Below are 24,722 nucleotides of genomic sequence, written 5' to 3'. Positions count from 1 at the left end.
CGTTTTCTTAAGACAACTATAATGATCTGATAACAGATACTAGATAATAAACTAAAAAAGGTACAAAGCCGTGGCGGATTTTTTATACAAGGGTGTGGTGGATTGGTTCTTGGATCAAATGTCACAAGAGGCCATCGTGCCCGGTGATAAAATGCCGTCTTTACGAGTCTTATCAAAACAATTGGGTCTGAGTTTAAACACCGTTATTCACGGGTATGAATTGCTGAGTGAAGACGGTTGGATCGAGTCTCGCCCTAAATCGGGCTACTTTGTTTGTCACCGCAGTGAGACCAAAGCCGCCTTGTTATTGGCAGGTGATGAGTTGCGTGAATTAGCCAATGACGGCACGAAACCGGCTTGGTCATGCCTTGCTCACCGCGCGGCCTTGGTCGATCAAAGTGACACCTTTTTAAGTGCGGCAGTACGACAGGAAGACATTCACCTGCCGGTATTGGGCAAAGGTCATTTGGCGGTGCGCGAAGCCGTGAGTGACTATTTGAAAGGGCTGGGTATCAAGGCGCATGCTTCACAGCTTTGGCTTGGGTATTCGCCGTTAGCCATGTTCACCCAGACCGTGCAAACCCTGACTCAACGGGGCGATAGCGTATTAGTGCTCACGCCTTGCGATCCTAGGATCACCACCACATTGCAAAGCTTAGGGCGGCAAGTTATCGCGTTAACCGCGGGCGAACGCGGTGTTGATTTAGATTTAGCGATTCGTTGTTTGCGTGACAAACCCATTCGTCTGATTGTTTTACCGGGGCAATTTTCTTTTCCCGCAGGCCAGTTGGTGAGTAATTTAAGCTTGCGTCGCTGGTTGGCGATTATAGAAGAAGCCAAGCTGCCAGTGATCGAATGGGATCTGTGCTCACATTTAGCGTATCGTGCTGGCGCTATGATGACCTACAAGTCGCTGGATTCGTCGGATCATATTGTGTACATCGGTGGCGTGGAATCAAAAGGCGTAGACCGTTCCGCAAGCTGGTGTTTGCCGGGTAAGCATCAAGCCTTATTAGAAGGGGCGTTTTTAGGTGCTGACATGGCGTTAAGCGATGCGCAACAAATGGCGCTGAGCGATGCCTTACAGCCAACCAGTAAGCGCTCATTAATGAAACGTGCCCGAGAGATCTGGGCGAATTCGGAACGTATTAAAGCGCATTTGGAAGCACGACTTGGTGATCAAGTCAGCTTTGCCGCCAGCAAGGGTGGCATGTCACTTTGGATGCGTTTATCGAAACCATTAGAAGTAGCGAGCATGACTGCATTGCTAGCCAGTTTCCGCCATGCGATTGTGCCCGGCGCCTTGGTGAGTCATGAGGCCGACGCCAATCATTGGTTAGCGGTGAATGTGACCTTGGACGATGTGGAACCACTGGCAAACGCTTTAGCTGAGCATTTAGTGGTGGATCAAATTGAACCGGTTATCGAGCCTGTCGAAGCAAAAATTGAAGAGGCAATAGAGGCTCTTGATCCAGCAAAAGAGAACGAGCAAGCAGAAGAAATTGTCGACGCCATAGAAAGCGATTTACAGATGTTTGATGTTTTAGAAGTCAACAACGTTGGAGCGCCTGATAAAGAAACGAAAAAGTCTCGTAACGCCACAACGGAGCCGCTTTACAACCCAATGTTGGATCTCATCAATCACGATTTTGGCTAATGGTAGGAATTTGGATAGTGGCAGGAATGAGTGGCAGGGAATAGACAATCAATGAGAAGGCGCTAAGACAGCGCCTTTTTTATGGCATTTAACATGCTGGAATGGTCTTGGTAGTCGAGCGGAATGGGCGTGAGTGTATTGCCTATTAACAAGGCTAAAGAGGGAAAGGAGTTCAATCCTAGGTGTCGAGCCTGCTCTATTTCTTCTTCCAATAGCTGCTCGTTTTTAACGTGCTGCATGGTTTTTTGAAAACCTTCTGGGTTCATGCCGATGTGTTCGGCGCACTCCATGAGCGTATCGAGATCCGACGGATTTTTGGCGTGTAGGTAATACGCCTCTTGGATCGCGTGATACATCTCTTCTTCCAGTCCTGTGTCTCTGGCAACATAACAGGCTCTGCACGCAGGATAGGTTGAGCGCCGTGGTGCGGCCGTTTTCCAGAAGTCGAAATTAAACTCTGTGCCTAGCGAGCTTTGAATATTCTGCCAAGTGCCTTCCAGTTTGTGCTTCATGTCATCTGGCATGGCTACATCGGAATCGATAGCAAGACCGCCCAGCATGGGCTGAATGGTTAATTGGTCCGCATCGATCAAGTCTTGTAAGGCTTTTTGTAGCTTGATCCAAGTAGGACGAAATCCCCAACACCAGCTGCACATTGGGTCGTAGCAATAAATCAGTGTGGCGGCCATTGACGGCTCCTATTGAGATAAAAAAGCGAGCCCATAAGGTAACAGTCTCTTGAGCGATAAAACAACAAACATAAAACAATAGTGGGGGAAAAGAATAAATAAGCGTTAAAAAAACGGCGTTAACCTTCGTTAAAGCCGTTTTTATTGCATTACGTTGTGGCAACTAAATGTGAGCTTAGCCCTTTAAAATAGCGGCGATAGCATCACAAAGTGGGCCCATGTTGTCATGGGTCATGCCCGCGACGCTGATGCGTCCTGAGCCAACAATGTAGATGCCGTACTCTTTGCGCAACTGTGCCACTTGATCTGGTGTTAGACCTGAAAAAGAGAACATGCCTTGCTGATTAGAGATAAACGAAAAGTCTTGGCTGACGCCTTTGGCGCGTAGTGTGTTCACAAATAGGCTGCGCATTTCATGAATACGCGTACGCATGGCTTTTAATTCGCTTTCCCACAGGGCATAGAGCTCTGGGTCATTGAGAATTTCAGCCACCACGGCAGAGCCATGGGAAGGTGGGTTTGAATAATTGGTACGGATACAGCGTTTGATTTGTGTGAACACGGTTTCCGCTTGTTCGGTGGTTTCACAGACAATAGTCAAGGCGCCAACACGTTCGTTATAAAGGCCAAAGTTCTTGGAAAATGAACTGGCGATCAGCATTTCTGGAACGTATTCTAAGAATTTCCGTAAGCCTTTTGCGTCATCTTGCAAGCTCTGACCAAAGCCTTGATAGGCAAAGTCAAACAATGGCAAAAAGCCTTGTTTGCTGCATAGCTTGGCTAATTGATACCACTGCTCGGGTGTTGGGTCGATGCCGGTTGGATTGTGGCAACAGCCGTGAAATAACACCACATCGCCTTCTGGCACTTGCGACAAACTGGCCAGCATGGCTTCAAAATCCAACGATTTATTGTCGGCATTGTAGTAAGCGTAACTGCCGACTTCCAAACCTACGGATTGAAAAACAGATTGGTGATTTGCCCAAGTTGGGTTACTGACCCAAATCGTGGCTTCTGGTAAATGCTTTCTAATGAATTCTGCTGCTACGCGTAATGCGCCGGTGCCGCCAGGAGTGTGGGCTGTTTGGGCCAGCTGCTTGGTAATAATGGTGTGGTCTTTACCAAATAGAAGGGATTGCACGGCGGATCGATAAGCGGGCGCGCCTTCGATGCTCAGGTAGTTTTTGGTTGTTTCTTGGGCCAACAAACGCTCTTCTGCTTGTTTAACGGCTTTTAAAATAGGTGTATTGCCCTGTTCGTCTTTATAAACACCAACGCCTAGGTTGATTTTATTCGGATTAGGATCATTTCTGTAAGCGTCATTCAGGCCAAGAATTGGGTCTGCTGGTGCAGCTTGGATATGTTCAAACATGGTAACTCCCCAAGAGAGTGATTGTCTTTTTTATTATGGATTAGAAGATATAAAAATCAGCCGCTATGGTACTCCAAGACGTGAGTAACCGCTATAAGTTGAAGGAAAACGAAGTGGATAAGGCGTGATAAATGTCGCTCTTTGGCACGATTGAGCGGTTATTTAAGCAAGATAAAGCGATGACGGGATTAAATAACCAGACTATAAAAGAGCCACAAAAGAACGATGACCAGATTGAAGAATGGCCAAAAAATAGTCACGCAAAAATCATTTTGGCCTAATCAGAATATTAGGCCAAAGGTTGTTGCATGGCATTATTCCGTCAAGCGGTCAGTCGTCCCAACCGTTTGAGATGTCATGGTTTAAACGTTTTTGTTCTAAATGCTGTTCAATTGCTCGTCGGGCTTTTAACATACGGGCCGCATCTTCCTTTTGATTTCGTTCTTTTGCTTCATTATCCAAACTAATGGAAGCATGCATGATGTCGGTTTTTACTTCAGTCAGTGTTTCTGCAAAATTGCTCATCGCTATACCCTTTTTGGACGTTCGATGACATTGAAGTGTGTAGACCCCTGTCATCGACAGTTGAAAAAAGTCAAAATAGACAGACAACTCATTTTCACGTTAATAAAAAACGCAAATCGTTCGAAAATCAATCTATTTTTACGCGTTTTTTATGACAAATATATTAATCAATCATGGCGGAATGCAATGGACGTTTCTTTTATCCTCGACTCACTGAATGACAAGCAACGGGAAGCGGTCGCCGCGCCCTTGCAGAATAGCCTGGTGTTGGCTGGAGCAGGGTCGGGTAAAACCCGTGTTTTAGTGCATCGTATCGCTTGGTTGATGCACGCTTACGAGCTATCGCCTTATAGTCTAATGGCGGTAACGTTCACCAATAAAGCCGCCCGTGAAATGCAGGGACGTATTGAGCAATTGGTTGGCGTTCCTCCACAAGGCATGTGGGTAGGGACATTCCACGGCTTGGCGCATCGACTGTTGCGTGCTCATTGGCGTGATGCGGGATTAAAAGAAAACTTCCAGATTATGGACAGCGATGACCAGTTGCGGCTCATCAAACGTATCATGCGTGAGTTGAATATTGACGATACGCGCTGGCCGCCAAAGCAAGTGTCTTGGTTTATTAATGGGCAAAAAGACGAAGGCCGTCGCGCCGCGCATGTGCCCGACAGCCATGACCCTTTCTCTAAAGGCATGCGCGAGCTGTATTACCATTATGAAGAAGCCTGTGAACGTGGCGGATTATTGGACTTTGGCGAGTTGCTGCTACGCGCTCATGAATTGATGTTAAGCACGCCAGCCTTGTTGCGCCATTATCAAGAGCGTTTTCGTCATGTGCTGGTGGACGAGTTTCAAGACACCAACACCATCCAATACGCTTGGTTGCGTATTATGGTGGGCGATCACGGCACCATCACCGCCGTGGGCGACGATGATCAGTCGATTTACGGTTGGCGTGGTGCAAAAATTGAAAACATCCAAAATTTCACCAAAGATTTTAAAGACGTTGGCACCGTTCGTTTGGAGCAAAACTATCGCTCAACGGGCCATATCCTCAATGCCGCCAATGGCTTGATCAAACACAATGACGACCGTTTAGGCAAAGAGCTTTGGACCGACAGCGGAGAAGGCGATCCCATCTCGCTTTATGCGGGCTTTAACGAGCAAGACGAAGCGCGTTTTATCATGGGAATCGTCAAACAATGGCGCGACAAAGGTACCTCGCTGACGGACATGGCGATTCTGTATCGTTCGAACGCTCAGTCACGCGTTATCGAGGAATGCCTTGTTAGGGAGCAGATTGCTTATCGAATTTATGGTGGGCACAGATTCTACGATCGTCTTGAGATCAAAAACGCCTTGGCCTATGCGCGTTTGGCGTTGGATCCGAATGACGATGGCGCAATGGAGCGTGTTATCAACGTGCCGCCGCGCGGCATTGGTGAGCGCAGCATTGGCACCTTGCGAGAATTTGCCCGCGATCACGGTTGTTCCATGTGGCAGGCTGCGCAAGAAGTGGTACGCCAGTCTTTGATGACGGCGCGTGCGACGAATGCGATTAAAGCGTTTTTGCATCTGATTGAAGGCTTGAGCACCACGGTGCAGCAACCCGATTTGAACCTAAACGATATTTTTGAGCAAATCATTGAAGAGGCGGGTTTGATCCCGTTTCATGAAAAAGAAAAAGGCGAGAAGGGCGAAGCACGGATCGAAAACTTGAAAGAGTTGGTCGGCGCAGCGGGCGGCTTCAGTTGGAGCGATGAAGACGAAGAGTTTAGCTCACCGCTAATGGCGTTCTTGGATAAAGCCGTATTGGACGCAGGCGATGCGCAAGCCGATGAGTATCAGGATGCGGTGCAACTGATGACGTTGCATTCCGCGAAAGGTCTTGAGTTCCCCTTGGTGTTCTTAACCGGCGTGGAAGAAAACATTTTCCCCAGCAAGATGTCCTTTGAAGAACCGGGTCGACTCGAAGAAGAGCGTCGTCTTTGTTACGTGGGCATTACTCGTGCGATGGAAAAGCTGTACATCACCTACGCGGAATCCCGTCGTTTGTTTGGTAGCGAGTCGTTTAACAGCCCCTCACGTTTTATCAAAGAACTGCCGCCACAATGTTTGGAAGAAGTGCGTCTTCGCTCGCAAGTGAGCCGTCCTGTGTCGATGCAGCGCCCGGATTACAACTTTGAAAAGAACAAACTGCAAAACAGCAGCCTGTTGAACAGTTACAAAGCCCCAGAAATTACGGTGAATATGGGCGATCGAGTCAATCATCCGGTGTTTGGGGAAGGCTTGGTGATCAACTACGAAGGCCAAGGCCCACAGGCACGCGTACAGGTTAACTTCGATGATGAAGGCACCAAGTGGCTGGTGTTGTCGTTTGCTAAATTGGAAGTGCTTTAACTCTTCGGTAAAAAGGACGCTGATTCTTATTCCTTTGCGCCTGCTTCGCAGGCTCAGCGCGTCAGCAGGAATTAAGAATCAGCTTACCTTTATAACTTTTGCATTTGCCCTTCAAGCAAAGCGCGTCGGCAGGGATAAGGCGAAGCTGACTTATTTAATGCTCTGCTTATCGTTTTGGAGTTGTGATTGCTAACGTTCACCCTCAAGTCCATGCCAAATACGAAGTACCATGATTGTTTCGTTGTGAATGGAATAACGTACAATATAGTTGCCAAATACCATATCCCTGACGGTTTCTGGCGACGGTGCTAATTTAACGGTAGTCCCAACATGAGGAAAATCCACGAGTAGGTTTATTTTATTAATGAGCTCTTTTGCTATTCGTAACGCTGCATTTGGGTTGTGTTTGTCGATAAATTCTCGTAGCCGCTTTAAATCCTTGATGGCACCTTCCGTGTAGATCAGTTTCATTATTTTACCTTAGGAGCTTCCAGCTCGTTTTTGCTTCCCCAGCTGTTTAGCCATTCATGGACCTCTTCGCCCGCGACTACTCTTCCTTGTGCAGCGGATTCCATTGCTTCTAGAGTTTGTTGCCAGCGTTCTTGTTCTAATTGCTGTTTTTCAAGGTATTCAACTAGAGCCTGATTGATTATCCAGCCTTTGCTGCGTTGTAGTTTGTTGGCAATTATCTCTAAGCGCTGCTCAGTATCATTTTGTAGTCTTACTGTCGTGACACTCATATAATTTATACTCTCATTCAAAATTCACACTACAGAAAATACATTGTAATACAGTCTAGTTTAGATCGTATTTTTTTAATTGCAGCATTTTTTTTCAATTGCTTGTAAACTATTTAGAGTTGTAAGTATTTGGCTTGAAAGGAGTAAGAGTATGTCGATTCGTGTGGGTTTGATCGGTTTTGGTTTGTCTGGCCGGGTGTTTCACGCGCCGTTTGTGGTGAATGATCCAGGTATGACGATGGCGTATGTTTGCAGCTCAAAAGTGGATGAGGTGAGGGCGGTTTTACCCGATGTGTCGGTGGTGTCGTCTGCTGAATCTGTGTTTGCGGCGTCGGATGTGGATTTGGTGGTGATTACTACGCCGAATGCGTTGCATTTTGATCAGGCGAAGCAGGCGTTGGAAAACGGTAAGCATGTGTTGTTGGAAAAACCGTCTGTTACCAGTCTGACTCAGATAGAAGCCTTGTGTACTCTTGCGAAGCAAAAAGGTTTGGTGTTTTGTGTGTATCAGAATCGTCGTTTTGATGGCGATTTTTTGCGTCTTAAAGCCTTGGTTGAAAGTGGTGAGTTGGGCGAGTTGAAGCATTTAGATTCTCGTTTTGATCGCTTTCGTCCGACAGCGCAAGCGCGTTGGCGTGAAGAGCCGGGAGTCGGCACGGGGATTTTCTGGGATTTAGGGCCGCATATTTTGGATCAGGCGTTGTGTTTATTTGGCCCGCCAAAGTGGCTGCATGCCAGTATTGATAAGTTGCGTGACGGCAGTCAAACCCATGATTGGTTTGAGATGGAGTTGGGTTATGACGATAAGCGTATTCGCTTAGCGTCGACGCCGTTTGAAGCGGGCGATATGCGTCGTTTTAATGCTCGATTCACCCAAGGCAGTTGGCAATGTGTGGGGTTGGATCCGCAAGAGGAGGCGTTGCGTGCAGGACAAATGCCGTGGCAAGAGGGCTTTCCTTCTCAAGCGGTTCAGCAGCGTAATACGCGCTTTGTCGCCCATACTCAAGACAATATTGAAGCCATTCAAGAAGCGTCGACGCAAGGTGAATACGCGGCGTTTTATGGCCAATTACGCGATGCGATTTTGGGTAAAAGCGAGGCACCAGTACCGATGGAGCAAGCTTGTCAGTTAATTTATTTACTATGCTTGGCTGAGCAATCGGCCGAAAGTGGTCAACGTATGTCTTGGAGTTACTCGCCGCCACTGTCGCTAAGCAAGTAGATGACGCGAGATAACAAAAAATAAATTGCAAAAAAGGGTTGAGCAAAATTACGGCAATTCTTATTATCATTTGCCCTTTTTGATGTATTACGCATAAAAAAGGGCAATTTTTTATCTGATTATAATAAAAGCACAATGATAAGTGGCCTCCATGCTGCTTTTACCAAACTTAAGTAATGGGCTCTCTGAGGGAAAATAATGCGTAATTTAATGGTATTGGGCAAATTGGCGTTCGCTGGTTTGTTGGCGTTGTCTTTGGCGGCTTGTGGCGGTTCAGAGAAAGCAGAAGAAACCGCAGTCGTTGCCAAAAAAGCGGAGACAATTCAGTGGAAGATGGTCACCACTTGGCCAAAAAACTACCCTGGTTTAGGGACCAGCGCGGAGCAGTTAGCGAAAAATATCACCAAAATGTCTGATGGCCGATTGGAAGTCAAAGTCTACGCCGCAGGTGAATTGGTGCCGGCTTTAGAAGTGTTTGATGCGGTGTCTCGTGGTACGGCAGAAATGGGTCACAGCACGGCGTATTACTGGAAAGGTAAGGCTCCAGCGGTGCAGTTTTTTTCTTCTATTCCTTTTGGTATGACGGCGCAAGAATTCAATGCGTGGCTTGAATACGGTGGTGGCTTACAACTGTGGGAAGAAGTCTACGCGCCTTTTAATATTATCCCGATGGCAGCCGGTAACACTGGCGCGCAAATGGGTGGCTGGTTTAATAAAGAGATTAACTCTCTGGCCGATTTCCAAGGCCTTAAAATGCGCATGCCTGGCTTGGGTGGCGAAGTATTGAAAAAAGTCGGTGCGGTGACGGTCAATCTACCGGGTAGCGAGATTTTCACGGCTTTGCAAACCGGCACGATTGATGCCACGGAATGGGTCGGCCCTTATAACGATTTAGCGTTTGGCCTGTATAAAGCGGCGAAATACTATTATTACCCAGGTTGGCAAGAGCCGGGTTCTGGGGTTGAAGCACTGTACAACAAAGCCGCCTTCAATGCGCTTCCGGTTGATTTGCAAGAGATTGTACGTTCGGCGACACAACAGGCAAATTTGGCGATGTTAAGCGAATTTACCGCCCGTAATGATGCGGCTTTGACGACGTTAGTCAACGATCATAATGTTATTTTGAAAGAGTTTCCGAAAGACCTTTTAGAAGCGTTGAAAGTGGCTTCTTATGAAACGCTAGACGAAGTGGCGGCTAATGATCCTATGAGCCAGAAAGTCTATGACTCCTTTAAACGCTTTTTAGCGTCAGTGAGCCAATGGCATGATATTTCGGAACGAGCGTTTATTAACGCTCGAGCCAATGATTAATCTGCGTCTTTTAAGATAATTAAACAGCGACCTGTAAGCCCTATTATGTGTGGATAGTGGGGCTTATTTTATCGTCTTTAGGGAATCATAAATGACTTGTTTATTAAGGGATAAAACCAATGAATAAAATAAAAGCATCGGGCAAGTGGGCGCTTGTCAGCATGGCGACGGCTCTATTGGTTGCCTGTGGTGGTTCGGAAGAGCCAGAAAGCACAGCTAAAGTTGAGCAGAAGGTCGAAACCATTGAGTGGAAAATGGTCACTACTTGGCCGAAAAATGCGCCTGGAATGGGCACGGGTGCACAAGTCTTGGCTGACAATATTAAAGAAATGTCGAACGGTCGCTTGGACATTAAAGTCTATGCGGCAGGCGAATTAGTCCCTGCCTTGGAAGTGTTTGACGCGGTGTCTCGTGGTACGGCACAAATGGGCCATGGCACCGCTTATTACTGGAAAGGCAAAGTATCGGCGGCACAGTTTTTCTCTACCGTGCCTTTTGGTTTAAACGCGCAAGAGTTTAATGCTTGGATTGCAGAGGGCGGTGGTTTAGCCCTGTGGGAAGAAATTTACGCGCCGTTTAACTTAATCCCTATGGTGGCCGGCAATGCGGGTGTGCAAATGGGCGGCTGGTTTAATAAAGAGATTAACTCGCTGGCCGATTTCCAAGGCTTGAAAATTCGTATGCCAGGATTAGGCGGCGAAGTCTTAGAAAAAGTGGGTGCGTCATCAATAAACTTGCCCGTTAGCGAAGTGTTCACCGCATTACAAACGGGCACCATCGATGCCACAGAATGGGTTGGGCCGTACAACGACTTGGCGTTTGGTTTATACAAAGCCGCGAAATACTACTATTACCCAGGTTGGCATGAGCCAGGTTCAGCGGTCGAAGCGATTTTCAATAAAGACGCTTTTGACGCCTTACCAAAGGATCTAAAAGCCATTGTGCGTTCTGCGGTTCAACAAGCAAACTTGGCGATGCTGAACGAATTTACCGCGCGTAATAACGCAGCCCTGCAAACCCTAGTAAACGAGCATAACGTGATGCTGAAACCTTTCCCTCAGGATCTGCTAATCGCCTTGAAACAAGCCTCTTATGAAGTGCTAGAAGAAATCGCCGCCAACGACCCACAAAGTCGGAAAGTGTACGACTCTTTAAAAAGCTTCTTAGGCTCAGTCAGCGAATGGCATGACGTCTCAGAACGTGCGTTTATCAATGCCCGAGCGCTCGAGTAACGTTTAAAACGTTATTGTACGGAAATGAAAAAACCTCTTTGTGCATTGTTCACAAAGAGGTTTTTTATTTTTACGGATTGATTATGTGTGTTGAATTAGTCGTTCATGCTGCCCAATTCAAGTAGGGTTGCGTTGCCGCCGATGGCGGTGGTGTTGTTAGACACGGTGCGTTCAGTGACAAAACGAAGAACGTAGTGCGGTTTGGCAATCACACTTAACGTTTCTGCATCCGTTTCTTCAATCAATTGACAAATTAGACCGCTTTTCGCTGCAAGACGTTGGCTGAGCAATTGAGCTTGCATGGCGTCGCAAAGTGTTGCGATGCCCGCAAGGTGGTCAGCTTCGATCAACGAATCTTGTGCGGATTCAGCAATATTTTGAATAACGCCTTCGGCGACGAAGGGCGAAATCATGTCCATGATTTCTTGGCCTATTGGACCAACAGTAATCACTGGGTTACCCGCAATAAGCGCAGCAAATACTTGGCCGACTAAGCCGATGTTGGCTTTATCGCCTTCAACAAAAGACAGGCAAAGAAACACGCCACGACCTTGGTTCGATAGCTCGTTGCGTTCACCGGTTGGCCCAGGCATGACGCGGGTTTCGGCAATGGATTTTTTCGCGTTATCGATCTGCCAAGCGGCCATTTTTCCTTGTTCGTTAGGGAAAGCGTTAAGGGCTTTTTGCAGTTTTTCTGCACGACCATTCACTCCTAGCTTGTCCCATGCTTCGAAGATTTTTTGAGCGACCTGAATTTGGATAGGTTGTACGATTGTCATAATAATGTCTCCCCTTAAAGGTCTTGCTCAATGGCGAAGCGTTGAAGGTAATGTGGGCCGCCAGCTTTTGGTCCTGTGCCAGATAAACCTTGTCCACCGAAAGGCTGAACGCCAACCACAGCACCGACTTGGTCGCGGTTGATGTAAAGGTTACCCACGCGGGCACGACTCGCAATACGGGCGCAGGTGGTTTCGTTACGGCTGTGAACGCCCATGGTCAAACCAAAACCTGAGTGATTGATGGTGTCGATGATCTTATCCAAGTCGCGTGCTTTGTAACGTACAACGTGCAGGATAGGGCCAAATTTCTCATCGGTTAGCTGATCGATGCTGGCAATTTCAAACGCGGTAGGTGCCACGAAGGTGCCTTTTTCAGCAAAGTCAGGTAAAGCCGTTTGGGCGATCAGTTTGCCATTCGCTTTCATGTATTCGATGTGATCGAGCAGCATTTTCTGTGCTTTTTTATCGATCACTGGACCCACATCAGTGCTGTGCAGATAAGGCAAACCGACCGATTGTTCTTGCATGGCGCCTTTGATCATCGGAATAACACGATCGGCAATGTCGGCTTGCACAAATAGCACGCGTAAGGCAGAACAACGCTGTCCCGCTGAGGCAAAGGCGGAACGTACCGCATCACGTACTACTTGCTCTGGCAACGAGGTTGAATCCACTAACATGGCGTTTTGACCACCGGTTTCGGCAATCACTGGCACGGGGGCAACGCCGCGCGCTGCAAGCGTGCGGTTGATCAATTGTGCGGTACCAGTGGAGCCGGTGAAGGCAAGACCGGCAATGCGTTTGTCGCTCGTCAGCGGCGCGCCGACTGTTGCGCCATCACCTGGTAACAAGTGAAGTACATCGGTTGGAACACCGGCTTGGTGTAGCATTTCTACTGCGCGAAAAGCGATTAAGCTGGTTTGCTCAGCCGGTTTCGCCACCACGGTGTTGCCCACGACAAGTGCGGCAACCACTTGACCGGTAAAGATCGCCAAGGGGAAGTTCCATGGACTGATGCAGGTGAACACGCCACGGCCGTTTAGCTTGGCTTGTTTTTCTTCGCCTAGGAAATCGGTGTAGCGGGTTGGATTGGCAAAATGGCTACGGGCTTGTTGCGCGTAGTAACGACAGAAATCCACTGCTTCACGCACTTCGTCTATGCTGTCTTGGATGGTTTTACCCGCTTCACGGTGGCAAATCGCCATCAATTCTGCGTAGTTTTCTTCCATCAAGTCGGCCATTTTATCTAGGCAATCTGCCCGTTCCGTTGCTGGACGCGCTGACCATGCGGGGAAAGCGGCTTCGGCAAGGTCAATCGCCTTGGTAACGGTCGCGGCGTTTGCCCAGTCAATTTGGCCAGCGGTTTGGCTGTGATCGTATGGGCTTTCAATCGCATGTGTTTGGCCTGTTGCGACTTTTTCGCCGCCGACGATAGGGAAGGCTCGCCACTGGGTGTCTTGTCCCATGAAGACATCGATTTTCGCTTTGAAAGGCGTCCATTCAGAATGGATCTCGATGTTCGGACCAAAGGAGTTCTTACGGTCGTCAAACAACCCAGAAGGTAGATTGATGTGCGGATTCGCCAATGTTTTACGGTTTTCCAGCGTCGTCACTGGGTGACCAATCAACTCAGAAATCGGATAGCTGGCATCAATCAAACGGTGTACGAATGAGCTGTTGGCGCCGTTTTCTAGCAGACGACGTACCAAGTAAGGAAGCAAGTCTTTATGGCTGCCCACTGGCGCGTAAATGCGTACGCAGATGTCGCTGTCTTTGATCAAACGGTTGTACAGCGCATCGCCCATACCGTGCAGACGTTGGAATTCGAATTCTTCTGTGGTCGCGCCCAATTGTGTGGCGAGACAGCTGATGGTGGCGATAGTATGCGCGTTATGGCTGGCAAACTGCGGGAAGATATTCGCACGAGTGTGTTCGCTCAATAAGAAATGAGCGCAAGCCAAGTAGGAAACGTCGGTGGATTCTTTGCGAGTGTACACTGGGTAACCATTGATGCCGCGTTGTTGGCACAGCTTGATTTCCGAGTCCCAGTAAGCACCTTTTACAAGACGTACAGGGATGCGATCGCCTTGCTCTTTTGCTAGCGCCGCCAACCAAGCTAAAACCGGCAGGGCGCGTTTTGAATAAGCTTGAACCACAAGCCCAAATAAGCCCCAGCCTTTGCTGCATTCGTCGCGGTAAAGTTTTTCAAACAAATGCAAAGACAGCTCTAAACGATCCGCTTCTTCGGCGTCGATGGTGATACCGACGTTCAACGAACGGGCTTTTGTAATTAAGCCTTTTACGCTGTCGAACAATTCTGTCATTACGCGCTCTTCACAACCCACTTCGTAACGCGGGTGAAGGGCAGACAGCTTGATAGAAATCGTCGGGCGATGGACTTTTCCGCTCTTGCTTTCATGGTAAGTATCTTTACCGACAGACTCAACCGCTTGCAGGTAAGAGGTTAGGTACTTTTCAGCATCGGCGGCGGTTAGAGCGGCTTCCCCTAGCATGTCGAAAGAGTAGGTGTAACCTTTGTCACGGTAGCTTTTGCCACGCGACAAGGCTTCGGTGATGTTGCGGCCTAGTACGAACTGATGCCCCATGATTTTCATCGCTTGGTTCATCGCTTTGCGAATCACCGGCTCAGACACACGGTTGACCATGCGGTTAACCAAGTTGGCTGGCGTGCCGTCTTTGTTTTCGTCCATCGTGACGATTTTACCCGTCAACAATAAGCCCCAAGTGGAGGCGTTGACGAAGAAAGAGTCTGAATTTTTTGCGTGAGAAGCCCAATCGGCCACGCTTAAACGGTCTTTGATGAAAGCATCGGCGGTTTCTTTGTCTGGCACGCGCATCAAGGCTTCGGCCAAACACATTAGCAAAATGCCTTCTTTGGTGTCTAAGCTGTATTCCAATAGCAAGGCGTCAATCATCGACATGCTGTCGTCGTCTTTACGAACGTCGGCAATCAAGTTGGCAGCGGCATCGGTTTGGTTTTCTAGCTCGCCTTCGGTGGGTTTCGCCAAAGGTAATAACTCATTTAACCACTTCTCTTCGTCCATATTATAAAGAGGGGAAATGAGCTGCCACAATTCATTGAGTGGACGCTGAATGAAAGTAGGTTGTAACACCTCAATCGCTTTAAACATGGTTAGATTCTCCCGCGTTAAGATAAAAAATCGACGGATTTCTTAGTTAAGGCCGCATATTGTTATAGAGCATTAAGCGCTTTTTTGGTGCTTTTTTGCTCTGCATCATCAAAAAAAGGCATGTCTGGATAATGCTGACACTTTAGTGACAGAAGGGATAAATTGTCTTTCGAAAAAGTCGTTTTTTTTTATAAGAAAGTCCGACTGGTTCAGAAAAGCCCGACTGGTTCAGAAAAGCCCGACTGGTTCAGAAAAGCCCGACAGGTACAGAAAATCCCCGAGGGTTAAGGGTAAGTTTAGTCGTAATGTATGCTTATGCAAAAATCAGAGAAAAACGAGGAAAATGCGGACAAATAGCAGGGATGAACCAGCTTTTATGAATGAACCGGCCTAGATGAATCTGTGGGTTTAGCGGCCGCGGCCAAATTGCTTCTGGTATTTTAACGGCGTAATGCCAAGGGTTTGAGAAAAGACATTGGTCATGGCGCTTTGACTGGAGAAACCACACATTTCAGCCACTTGAATGGGCGTAACGCCTTCTGTTAGCAAGCTTTGAGCGCGTTCTAGGCGTTTGCGCATTAAGTACTGATGTGGCGTCATGCCGGTACGGTCTTTAAAGCGCTCGTGAAACTGACTGACACTTAAAAAACAGAAGTTAGCCAGCTGATCTATGTGCACACGACGGGATAAATTGAGCTCGATGAATTGGTCGAGTTTGTCGATATCAAGATGGTTGCCACGGGTGCGGACGTCTTTATTATTGATCTGATGGCGAATGGCGCTGAGCAGCGTATTACCGCAAGCGCGCGCCAAAATCATATCATTGGGGTATTGCTGTAATTCACCGGATAGCGCCGAGGCGAGTATTTGCAAACGCGGATTGAGCTGAAAATACGCGGCTTGATCAAACAAACGCGAGACGATTTCGTATTCTTCGTCAGTAATGCCTTTTTGCGGTGGAATAGGGAGGTTGACCACCATGATGCGATTTTCTCCCAGACCCGCAAACGCGTGGCTATTTTCTGACGGAAGAATACAACCTTCGCCAGTATGGAGTTGTTTGCCTTTGCCTTGGACGTCGAAATCAGTATTGCCATCTAACACGACTACCAACTGATGATAATCATGATCGTGGGTATCTGCTTCAGCTGGCAGGCTAAAAACATCGGAATCAGACTGAGTCAAAATGCGCTCTGTGAATAAACATAAGTGAGAAAGTATAGCGGCCTTAAGGCCGCTTTAGTAGCGTATTTTGCGAAGATAACCGACTTTACGGCTGATTAATGCGAATAACGAGATTGCCCAATGCACCAGATTTCAGCACGTCTTCGTGGGCTTGAGCCAACTCTGTTAGTGCGTAACGATGGCGAATCACAGGCTTCAGCACGCCTTTCTCAAACATCGGACGCAAGGATTTTGCGATCAACGCCAGCTCATTTGGCTTGGTATTGGCCAGCGCCACGCCAACCACAGAGGCGTCACGAGCCATTAAATCACGAGGGTTAATTTCCACCGTGCCGCGATTCCCGACGACCGCCACACAACCACCAAAGGCCAAGGCTTTTAAGTCTTGATCTAAATTATGGTTCGCCAGCATCTCGATAATAATATCAAAGCCTCTGTCTACGGATTGAGAAGCTAGAGATTGATAGGGCGCAAGGTGATCCGCTTCATTGTGCATAATGACATCTGTTACGCCTTGTTGACGTAATAAATCCGCGCCCGCGGCGGTGCCAGCACTGGCCACCACGTCCATCCCGGCGGCTAAGGCTAATTGCACCGTGGCAATACCCACCGCGCCTGTTGCGCCATGCACCAAGACCTTGTCACCCGCCTTGCCGTTAGCTCGGCCAAACAAAGCACGATGAGCCGTGGTGTAGGGAATGCCCACACAAGCACCTTCTTCGAAAGACAAGGCGTCCGCCAGCGGATAGGTGTGAGTCGCGGCACACGCGGCGAACTCAGCCGAAGAACCGCTTAGGTTACGGCTAAAATAAACCCGTTGACCAATCTCGAAGCCCGTTACGTTAGCGCCTAATTCAACAATCGTTCCCGCCCCGTCAGAGCCCGGTGTGTGCGGAAACGTAGTCGAATAATTATTGGTGCCAGAACGCAGGTAAGTGTCCACCGGATTAACCCCCGCGGCCCCGACTTGAACCAGTATTTGCTCTGCATTGATGCTTGGTTTTTGCGCCTCAACCAGTGCTAAATCACTGGCTGGGCCGTAGTTTTTCATTTGCATTGCTTTCATATTGAGATCCTCGATAGATTAGTCTGCATAGACTTGTTCAGGTAGCCAAGTCGCTAGATCTGGCCAGATCGACAACATTATTAACACAGAAACTTGGATAAGAATAAACGGCAGCACCCCTTTATAAATAGACTGGGTTTTCAGTTCAGGTGGTGCCACACCACGCAAATAGAACAGCGCAAAGCCAAAGGGCGGGGTAAGGAAAGACGTTTGTAGGTTAATCGCCATCATGATGCCCAACCACACAGGGTCTAGGCCCATGGCCAACAAGACTGGCGCAACGATCGGCACAACCACAAAGGTGATTTCAATGAAGTCTAGAATGAAGCCAAGGAAGAACATCAGCAACATAACGACGATCATCGCGCCCACCACGCCGCCAGGAAGCTGTGAGAAAAAGTCTTGAATCAACTCTTCGCCACCAAAGCCACGGAACACCAGCGAAAATAACGAAGCGCCGATCAGGATCATGAACACCATACTGGTGACTTTGGTGGTCGAATAGACGGCATCTTTTAGCGTGGCTAAGCTGAGCTTACCGCTTCCTAACGCCAGCAGAGCGGCACCTAGAGCCCCCACGCCAGCGGCTTCGGTGGGGGTCGCAATACCACCCAGAATCGAACCCAATACGGCGAAGATCAGCACCAAAGGTGGCACCAAGCCTTTTAATAGTAAAATCGCCAATGGCTCCGTCGAACCATTGCGTAACTCTTCACGAGGCACAGCAGGGGCTTTATGAGGTTGTAACCACGCCACCATGGCGACGTAAAAAATGTACAGACCAACCAGTATCAAGCCCGGAATTAACGCGCCGACAAACAAGTCGCCTACAGAAACGGTTTTAGGCGAGAAAATCCCCATGTCCAACTGCGCTTTTTGGTAAGCATTGGACATCACATCGCCCAATAACACCAAGGCAATAGAGGGTGGAATGATCTGCCCTAAGGTGCCCGTCGCGCAAATAGTGCCGGCCGCCAATGCAGGATCGTAGCCACGGCGCATCATAGTCGGTAAGGAAATCATCCCCATGGTGACGACCGTCGCGCCAACAATGCCGGTACTGGCGGCTAATAACATGCCGACCAAAATAACCGAAATGCCCAGACCTCCGCGCAAGGTACCAAACAGCATGGCCATCGAATCGAGCAGCTTTTCAGCCAGCTTGGATTTTTCGAGCAACACACCCATTAATACAAAAAGCGGCACGGCAATGAGGGTTTCGTTGCCCACAATACCGAATAAACGGTTGGGCAAAGCTTCTAAGAAAACACTGTCAAAAGTGCCGAACATCGCGCCAACAGCGGCAAAAATCAACGCTGTGCCGCCCAAAGAAAACGCCACAGGGTAACCAAATAGCAAGCAGACACAAACGCCAGCGAAGAGCCATAAAGGGATAAATTCAGCCATTAGTTTTGTCCTTTCGTACCGCATTAACGATAGCTATATTTTTAATAATATCCGCTGTTCCCTGAAGAATTAGACTGACCATCATGATGGGAATAAGGGTTTTTAGCAGGTAGACAAACGGTAAACCGCCGGGGGCTGGAGAGGTTTCTAATACCCGCCAAGAGGCACTGACATAGTCCCAACTTAAATACGTGGTATAAAGCGTGAAAGGCAATAGAAAGAAAAGCCCCCCAATGATATTTACCCACGCTTTTTTGGTGGCAGAGAAGCCACGGTAAAAAACATCGACACGCACATGCTCGTCATCTTTAAAGGTATAAGCCGCCCCTAACATAAAGACCATGGCGTGCAAATAAAGAACCGACTCCTGCAATGCGGTAGAACCAATGCCAAAACCATAGCGCAGAACCACGATGAGGCAGGTAAATAGCATCATCGCTAATGTAAACCAAGCCACGCATCGCCCCGTGTAATGGGAAACCGCCTCAGCCAAGCAGACCAATTTGTTGAACATGAAAATACCCACAGTGTTTAATCGTTATTATCTGGCTCCGTATAGCCAGAAAATCCGGACGGTTAGTTTATTGGATAACACCACGCTTGGGAATATTGCGAATGGTTCGAAACGGCAAGTTAGAGAACATTTGACGGAAATTAGCTTTTTTTGATGGCAAAATTGATAAAAAACACTGGGGCGAGGGTAGTTGATACTTATTAAAGCCAGCGCTGATTTTCTATTGATTCTGCAACCGCTCAGATTTTTTTTGAAATATTTCACGCTTTAACATTTTTGTCACATAACTTTTCTATAGTACAAAACATCGAACGAGCTATGGGCACTTGCTCATAAAAATTTGACTACAACCACTGAGGTTTATGTGATGAAAAAACTAGTTGCGAGTATGGCAATGGCAGCAGCAGTAGGTGTTTCTGCTAACGCGGTTGCGGATGTTGATCCAAATTTGATTTCTTACAGTAAAGCAAGTGGCGTTTCGGGCAATATTTCCAGTATCGGTTCGGACACTCTAGCGAACTTGATGACATTGTGGGCAGAAGAATTTAAGCGTTTATACCCAAATGTTAACATTCAAATTCAAGCGGCGGGTTCTTCTACTGCGCCACCAGCCTTGACTGAAGGCACGTCTAATTTTGGTCCTTCATCGCGTGCGTTTAAAGACAAAGAAATCGCGGATTTTGAGAAGAAATACGGCTACAAGCCAACGGCGATTCCCGTGGCGATTGATGCGCTAGCGGTTTTCGTACACAAAGATAACCCAGTAAAAGGTTTGTCTCTTCCAGAAGTGGATGCGATTTTCTCTTCTACTCGTAAAGGCGGCCACAGCGAAGACATCAACAACTGGGGCAAAGCGGGTCTAACGGGTGCGTGGGCAAGCCGCGACATTCAGATTTTTGGTCGTAACTCAGTGTCTGGTACTTACGGTTATTTTAAAGAGAACGCGCTTTATAAAGGTGACTTTAAGAACGGCGTGAACGAGCAGCCAGGTTCAGCGTCTGTGGTGCAGTCAGTATCGACGTCTCTAAACAGTATTGGTTATTCCGGTATTGGTTACACCACGTCTTCTGTCCGTGCTTTGCCTTTGTCGAAGAAAGAAGGTGATGCTTATGTTGCCGCGACACCAGAAAATGCGTCAACGGGTAAATACCCATTGTCTCGTTTCCTTTACGTTTACATCAACAAAGCGCCAAACAAGCCATTAGAACCAATGCAACGTGAGTTCGTTAAAATGGTCTTGTCTAAAACGGGTCAAGAGGTTGTCGTCAAAGACGGTTATGTTCCTCTACCAGCAAAAGTGGCTAATAAATACCTGAAAGATCTAGGTATTAACTAAGCAAGGTTGTAGCGGGCTTACGTTATAAGTTGATTAAAGTAGGAGGGCCGAAACGCTCTCCTACTTTCTCTGCTTCGTAGGTTGTCACACTACTGTCACATAAGAAACGTCACACAACAAAGATGAATGCGGATGACTAAATCAACTGACCATCAGATGCCGGAACTGGACTTTAATACGCCAGCTCTTAAGCGTCATCGTAAAATTCGCGCCCTGAAAGACCGTATGGCTAGCATGGGCATCGCAGTTGGCGGCAACAGTGTTATTTTGGCTGTGTTGCTGATCTGCTTTTATTTACTGTACGAGGTGATGCCGTTGTTCTCTGGCGCCACCATTGAACAGCAGGCCAGTTATGCCGTGCCAGCAGAAGAGAAAGGCGACAGCCTGTATTTATCGGCGGAAGAGCAATCTGAAGTCGGCATGCGGGTGACCAATCTTGGCAACATCGTGTTTTTTTCCATTGCCGATGGTCATGTTATCAGTACGGTCGATAACCTCCGCGCTGACGTTAAAGTGACCGCTTTTGCGGTGGAGTCTGACACCAGTCGTTTGATGGCGTTTGGTTATGAAGACGGCAAAGCGCTTATTGTAAAACACGATTACCGTATTTCTTATCCAGATGACAAACGCAAAATCACCCCTGTTGTCGAGTACCCTTACGGCGAAGAGCCTATTGATGTGGCGGACTTTGCCATCAATAAGATGAGTTTGCGCGACGGCTCTGACAGTTTAACCATGGTGGCGATTGGCGACGGTAAAAGCGCCATTACTAAAGTATCGAAAGACGTTAACTTTATCACTGAAGAAGTGGAGTTAAGCGAGCAGCGTCAGTCGTTGCCATTTGTAAACGAGGTCGAAAGTGTCTTAATCAGTGGTAATCAGCGTTATTTGTACGTGGCCACTCGTTCTGGTCAGTTGAGCGAGTTTGACTTGCGCGACTTTGATGACATTGAGCTCAAAGACAATATTTCCCTGTTAAAAGACGACGCTAAGCTGGTGTCCATGACGTATTTGTTGGGTCAGTCTTCTATCATGGTGGCGGATTCTTCTGGTCGTGTTAGTCAGTGGTTTAATGTGCGAGATAACGCAACCAATGAAGAGCATTTAACCTTTATTCGTGATGTAAAGCAGCCCGTTGGGTTAGTCAATGTCGCCATGGAGCAACGTCGTAAAGGCTTTGCGACCTTGGATGAGCGTGGCATCGTGGCGATTTATAATGCCACTTCTACTCGTCAAGTTGTCGACGAGAAATTAACCGATGGCACCGCTCGTCTGATGAGTTTTTCACCTCGCGCCAATGGGTTGTTACTGGAAGACGGCAAAGGGTTGCATTTTTTCTACGTCGACAATGAGCACCCAGAAGTGTCTTGGTCGTCTATTTGGGGCAAGGTCTGGTACGAAGGTTATCAAGAGCCGACGTTCACTTGGCAGTCTTCGGCAGCCAACAATGACTTCGAACCAAAGTACAGCTTAACGCCGTTGGCTTTTGGTACGCTTAAAGCGGCGTTTTATGCCATGTTAATGGCGGTGCCCTTGGCGATTTGTGGGGCGATTTACACGGCTTACTTTATGGCGCCCGCGTTGCGCCGCAAAATCAAGCCAGTGATTGAATTAATGGAAGCCTTGCCCACGGTGATTTTGGGGTTCTTAGCGGGGTTGTTTTTTGCGCCCTTCATGGAAGAAAACCTAGCAGCGACATTTAGTGTGTTGGTCGTTTTGCCGGTGGGGATCCTGTTGTTTGCTTATTTATGGTCTCGTTTACCGACGAGCATCAGTTGGTTGGTGCCGGATGGCTGGCAACCCTTGTTATTGATTCCGGTGATTGTGTTGCTTGTTTGGCTTTGTTTGGCGGTGAGTCCGGCGATCGAATTGAGCTTTTTTGATGGCAATATTCGTGGCTGGATTACCAATGATCTGGGCATTACCTTTGACCAGCGTAATGCTTTGGTGGTCGGTTTTGCCATGGGCTTTGCGGTGATTCCAACCATCTTCTCGATTACCGAAGACGCCATCTTTAGTGTGCCTAAGTCGCTGACTCAAGGCTCGCTGGCGTTGGGGGCAACTTATTGGCAAACCATGACCCGCGTGGTCTTACCGACTGCCAGCCCAGGGATTTTCTCCGCGGTGATGATCGGTATGGGGCGTGCTGTTGGGGAAACCATGATAGTACTGATGGCAACGGGTAACACGCCGATTATGGACTTCAATATCTTTGAAGGCATGCGTACTTTGGCGGCTAACTTGGCGGTGGAAGTACCAGAATCGGCCGTGGGCAGCTCGCACTATCGTGTCTTGTTCTTAGCGGCGTTTGTGCTCTTTATCTTTACTTTTGTGGTGAACACAATCGCTGAAACCGTGCGTCAGCACCTACGCAAAAAATACGGGTCGCTATAATGAGTATTGAAATAAAAATGAAGAAAAAGTCCGTATCCGAATGGGTCAAAGCGGGTGACCCATGGGTGTGGCTGAATGCGGGCGCGGTGGCGATTTCCGTCATCATGGTGGTTGGCTTGTTGTTATTGATCGCGGTGCGCGGCTTAGGACATTTCTGGCCTGCCGACGTGGTGGAAGCACATTATGCTTTGCCAGGCCAACCAGCCTACAACATAGTGGCTGAACGAGTGGAAAGCGTTGAGGTGCCAGCGACGCAATTGCGTGAAGCGGGCATCGCTATCCCAGATGAACATCAGTTGATGTTACGAACACTGATGAAAACCGGTAACCGTGACGTGTACGGTGCGGATTTTCGTTGGGTGGTTGACGAATATCTAACCGAGACTAAACGCCCAGAGATGTTGTTTACCGCGGAGCGTTATGAATGGGGTAACTTATACGGTTATCTGCAAGCGGTGAAAGAAAACGGACAAGTGGTTTCTGCGACGGCCGACCTTGATCCAACGGCGTCAGCATTAGCCACTTGGCAAGTGTTTGAGCAAAGTATTGAGCGCGCCGCTAGGATTCATGAAGAAATCAAAGTAATAGAAAAAAATGATATCGGAAAGATCAATTATGGCCTTGAGCGTATTCGTTTAAAGCAACGTAGTCTTGAGTTAAAAGGCGAGCTAACGCCAGCAGCGGAAGCGGATCTTGCGGTTGAACGCAGTCAGTACGATGAAGAATACCAAGGGCTTCAGCAAAGTTTGATTGACCTTTATGAGCAAATTAACCGTGACACCTTTACGGTTCAGGTGATGGATGGTTCTGTGCATGAAATCGCGGTGGCGAAAATTGTTCATGCGTATCGCGCCAATGCCATGGGTGTGCCTGAGAAGATTGGTTTTTACTTTGTTAAATTATGGGAATTCCTAACGGACGAACCCCGCGAAGCCAATACCGAAGGTGGGGTGTTTCCGGCGATTTTTGGTACGGTCATGATGGTGCTATTGATGACCGTCTTAGTGACGCCGTTTGGTGTAGTGGCCGCCGTGTATTTGCGTGAATACGCTTCTCAAGGTTGGTTGACGCGCATTATCCGTATTGCCGTAAACAATCTAGCGGGTGTGCCATCGATTGTTTACGGTGTGTTTGGTTTGGGCTTCTTTGTGTACTTCTTAGGGTCTGGTATTGACCAAGCGTTTTTCCCCGAAGCCTTGCCATCACCGACTTTTGGTACCGGTGGTTTGATGTGGGCGTCGGTGACGCTGGCGTTGCTAACCTTGCCGGTGGTGATTGTGGCAACCGAAGAAGGCTTGGCGCGTATTCCTCGTAATGTGCGTGAGGGCAGCTTGGCCTTGGGCGCAACCAAAGCCGAAACCTTATGGCGTGTTGTATTGCCGATGGCGAGTCCAGCGATTATGACTGGGGTGATTTTGGCGGTGGCTCGTGCGGCCGGTGAAGTGGCACCATTGATGCTGGTGGGCGTGGTGAAATTGGCGCCGTCGTTACCGTTAGATGGTAACTACCCATTTATCCATTTAGATCAAAAATTCATGCATTTAGGCTTCCATATCTACGATGTCGGTTTCCAAAGTCCGAATGTGGAAGCGGCGCGCCCACTGGTGTACGCGACGGCTCTATTGCTTGTGATTGTGATTGCCTTGCTGAATTTATCAGCGGTAACCATTCGAAACCACCTACGTGAAAAATACAAATCGCTGGAAATGTAAGCGGCTAAGAAGATCTTACTTTAAGAAGA

At 48.1% G+C, this 24,722-nt stretch carries 20 protein-coding genes; 9 read left to right on the top strand and 11 right to left on the bottom strand.

Annotated elements, in window-relative coordinates:
• The first annotated feature begins 70 nt into the window (after positions 1 to 70).
• Positions 71 to 1,657 carry an aminotransferase class I/II-fold pyridoxal phosphate-dependent enzyme gene (locus J8N69_RS07795; protein ID WP_168823775.1) on the top strand — a complete coding sequence of 529 codons (1,587 nt, stop codon included), beginning with the start codon at positions 71 to 73 and terminating at the stop codon, positions 1,655 to 1,657.
• Positions 1,658 to 1,719: 62 nt separating this feature from the next.
• On the opposite strand, the gene J8N69_RS07790 is transcribed toward J8N69_RS07795, so the two are convergent.
• Together J8N69_RS07790 and J8N69_RS07785 are read right to left on the bottom strand one after the other, a co-directional pair.
• The gene (locus J8N69_RS07790) at positions 1,720 to 2,346 is read right to left on the bottom strand and encodes a DsbA family protein (RefSeq protein WP_168823777.1); all 627 of its coding nucleotides are present in this window, start codon (positions 2,344 to 2,346) and stop codon (positions 1,720 to 1,722) included.
• Between the two features lie 175 nt (positions 2,347 to 2,521).
• Positions 2,522 to 3,718, bottom strand: a complete 1,197-nt coding sequence (locus J8N69_RS07785) for an amino acid aminotransferase (RefSeq protein WP_168823779.1) — start codon at positions 3,716 to 3,718, stop codon at positions 2,522 to 2,524.
• 131 nt (positions 3,719 to 3,849) lie between these two features.
• Between J8N69_RS07785 and J8N69_RS07780 the strand changes: the two genes are divergently transcribed.
• The gene (locus tag J8N69_RS07780; RefSeq protein WP_168823781.1) at positions 3,850 to 3,999 is read left to right on the top strand and encodes a hypothetical protein; all 150 of its coding nucleotides are present in this window, start codon (positions 3,850 to 3,852) and stop codon (positions 3,997 to 3,999) included.
• Between the two features lie 49 nt (positions 4,000 to 4,048).
• Here the strand turns inward: J8N69_RS07780 and J8N69_RS07775 are convergent, their stop codons facing one another.
• Entirely contained in the window at positions 4,049 to 4,243 is a 195-nt protein-coding gene (locus J8N69_RS07775; RefSeq protein ID WP_168823783.1) for a PA3496 family putative envelope integrity protein, read from the bottom strand.
• A gap of 186 nt (positions 4,244 to 4,429) precedes the next feature.
• Here J8N69_RS07775 and uvrD point away from each other — a divergent pair, with 186 nt between their 5' ends.
• Positions 4,430 to 6,643, top strand: a complete 2,214-nt coding sequence (gene uvrD, locus J8N69_RS07770) for a DNA helicase II (RefSeq protein ID WP_168823785.1) — start codon at positions 4,430 to 4,432, stop codon at positions 6,641 to 6,643.
• A 189-nt stretch (positions 6,644 to 6,832) separates the two neighbouring features.
• Here uvrD and J8N69_RS07765 read toward each other — a convergent pair whose 3' ends face one another.
• Complete coding sequence (locus tag J8N69_RS07765) at positions 6,833 to 7,114, bottom strand: type II toxin-antitoxin system RelE/ParE family toxin (RefSeq protein ID WP_168823787.1); 282 nt, start codon at positions 7,112 to 7,114, stop codon at positions 6,833 to 6,835.
• Positions 7,114 to 7,383 carry a CopG family ribbon-helix-helix protein gene (locus J8N69_RS07760; protein ID WP_168823789.1) on the bottom strand — a complete coding sequence of 90 codons (270 nt, stop codon included), beginning with the start codon at positions 7,381 to 7,383 and terminating at the stop codon, positions 7,114 to 7,116. Before J8N69_RS07760 ends, J8N69_RS07765 begins: the two co-directional genes overlap by 1 nt.
• A gap of 151 nt (positions 7,384 to 7,534) precedes the next feature.
• On the opposite strand from J8N69_RS07760, the gene J8N69_RS07755 reads away from it, so the two are divergent.
• From J8N69_RS07755 to J8N69_RS07745, 3 genes are all read left to right on the top strand, one after another.
• Positions 7,535 to 8,605 (top strand): Gfo/Idh/MocA family oxidoreductase, encoded by a 1,071-nt coding sequence (locus tag J8N69_RS07755; protein WP_168823791.1) that lies wholly within the window; start codon positions 7,535 to 7,537, stop codon positions 8,603 to 8,605.
• 198 nt (positions 8,606 to 8,803) lie between these two features.
• Positions 8,804 to 9,916: a TRAP transporter substrate-binding protein gene (locus J8N69_RS07750; protein WP_168823793.1), complete on the top strand. Its 1,113-nt coding sequence runs from the start codon at positions 8,804 to 8,806 to the stop codon at positions 9,914 to 9,916.
• A 119-nt stretch (positions 9,917 to 10,035) separates the two neighbouring features.
• Entirely contained in the window at positions 10,036 to 11,148 is a 1,113-nt protein-coding gene (locus tag J8N69_RS07745; RefSeq protein ID WP_168823795.1) for a TRAP transporter substrate-binding protein, read from the top strand.
• Between the two features lie 95 nt (positions 11,149 to 11,243).
• Here the strand turns inward: J8N69_RS07745 and J8N69_RS07740 are convergent, their stop codons facing one another.
• The 6 genes from J8N69_RS07740 to J8N69_RS07715 all read right to left on the bottom strand — a co-directional run bounded on the left by J8N69_RS07740 (position 11,244) and on the right by J8N69_RS07715 (position 19,251).
• Positions 11,244 to 11,927, bottom strand: a complete 684-nt coding sequence (locus J8N69_RS07740; RefSeq protein ID WP_168823797.1) for a 1-pyrroline-5-carboxylate dehydrogenase — start codon at positions 11,925 to 11,927, stop codon at positions 11,244 to 11,246.
• Between the two features lie 14 nt (positions 11,928 to 11,941).
• Entirely contained in the window at positions 11,942 to 15,079 is a 3,138-nt protein-coding gene (gene putA, locus J8N69_RS07735; protein ID WP_168823799.1) for a bifunctional proline dehydrogenase/L-glutamate gamma-semialdehyde dehydrogenase PutA, read from the bottom strand.
• A gap of 408 nt (positions 15,080 to 15,487) precedes the next feature.
• Positions 15,488 to 16,264 (bottom strand): helix-turn-helix domain-containing protein, encoded by a 777-nt coding sequence (locus J8N69_RS07730; RefSeq protein WP_168823801.1) that lies wholly within the window; start codon positions 16,262 to 16,264, stop codon positions 15,488 to 15,490.
• Between the two features lie 85 nt (positions 16,265 to 16,349).
• Positions 16,350 to 17,330, bottom strand: a complete 981-nt coding sequence (locus tag J8N69_RS07725) for an NADPH:quinone reductase (RefSeq protein ID WP_168823803.1) — start codon at positions 17,328 to 17,330, stop codon at positions 16,350 to 16,352.
• Between the two features lie 18 nt (positions 17,331 to 17,348).
• On the bottom strand, positions 17,349 to 18,737 hold the full coding sequence (locus J8N69_RS07720) for a TRAP transporter large permease (protein WP_168823805.1): 1,389 nt from the start codon (positions 18,735 to 18,737) through the stop codon (positions 17,349 to 17,351).
• A complete protein-coding gene (locus J8N69_RS07715; protein ID WP_168823807.1) occupies positions 18,730 to 19,251 on the bottom strand; it encodes a TRAP transporter small permease subunit in 522 nt (173 codons plus the stop codon). The genes J8N69_RS07720 and J8N69_RS07715 overlap by 8 nt, the downstream gene beginning before the upstream one ends.
• Positions 19,252 to 19,618: 367 nt before the next feature.
• On the opposite strand from J8N69_RS07715, the gene J8N69_RS07710 reads away from it, so the two are divergent.
• The 3 genes from J8N69_RS07710 (at position 19,619) to pstA (ending at position 24,693) form a co-directional block, all read left to right on the top strand.
• A complete protein-coding gene (locus J8N69_RS07710) occupies positions 19,619 to 20,587 on the top strand; it encodes a PstS family phosphate ABC transporter substrate-binding protein (RefSeq protein WP_168823809.1) in 969 nt (322 codons plus the stop codon).
• A 132-nt stretch (positions 20,588 to 20,719) separates the two neighbouring features.
• Positions 20,720 to 22,981 (top strand): ABC transporter permease subunit, encoded by a 2,262-nt coding sequence (locus J8N69_RS07705; RefSeq protein ID WP_168823811.1) that lies wholly within the window; start codon positions 20,720 to 20,722, stop codon positions 22,979 to 22,981.
• Positions 22,981 to 24,693, top strand: a complete 1,713-nt coding sequence (gene pstA, locus J8N69_RS07700; protein WP_211084923.1) for a phosphate ABC transporter permease PstA — start codon at positions 22,981 to 22,983, stop codon at positions 24,691 to 24,693. Before J8N69_RS07705 ends, pstA begins: the two co-directional genes overlap by 1 nt.
• Positions 24,694 to 24,722 lie beyond the last annotated feature (29 nt).

This window comes from Marinomonas profundi (assembly GCF_020694005.1).
In the GTDB taxonomy this organism is placed as follows: domain Bacteria; phylum Pseudomonadota; class Gammaproteobacteria; order Pseudomonadales; family Marinomonadaceae; genus Marinomonas; species Marinomonas profundi.
The sequence above is the reverse complement of the archived record's forward strand: the minus strand, read 5'-3'. Positions and strand labels throughout refer to the sequence as shown.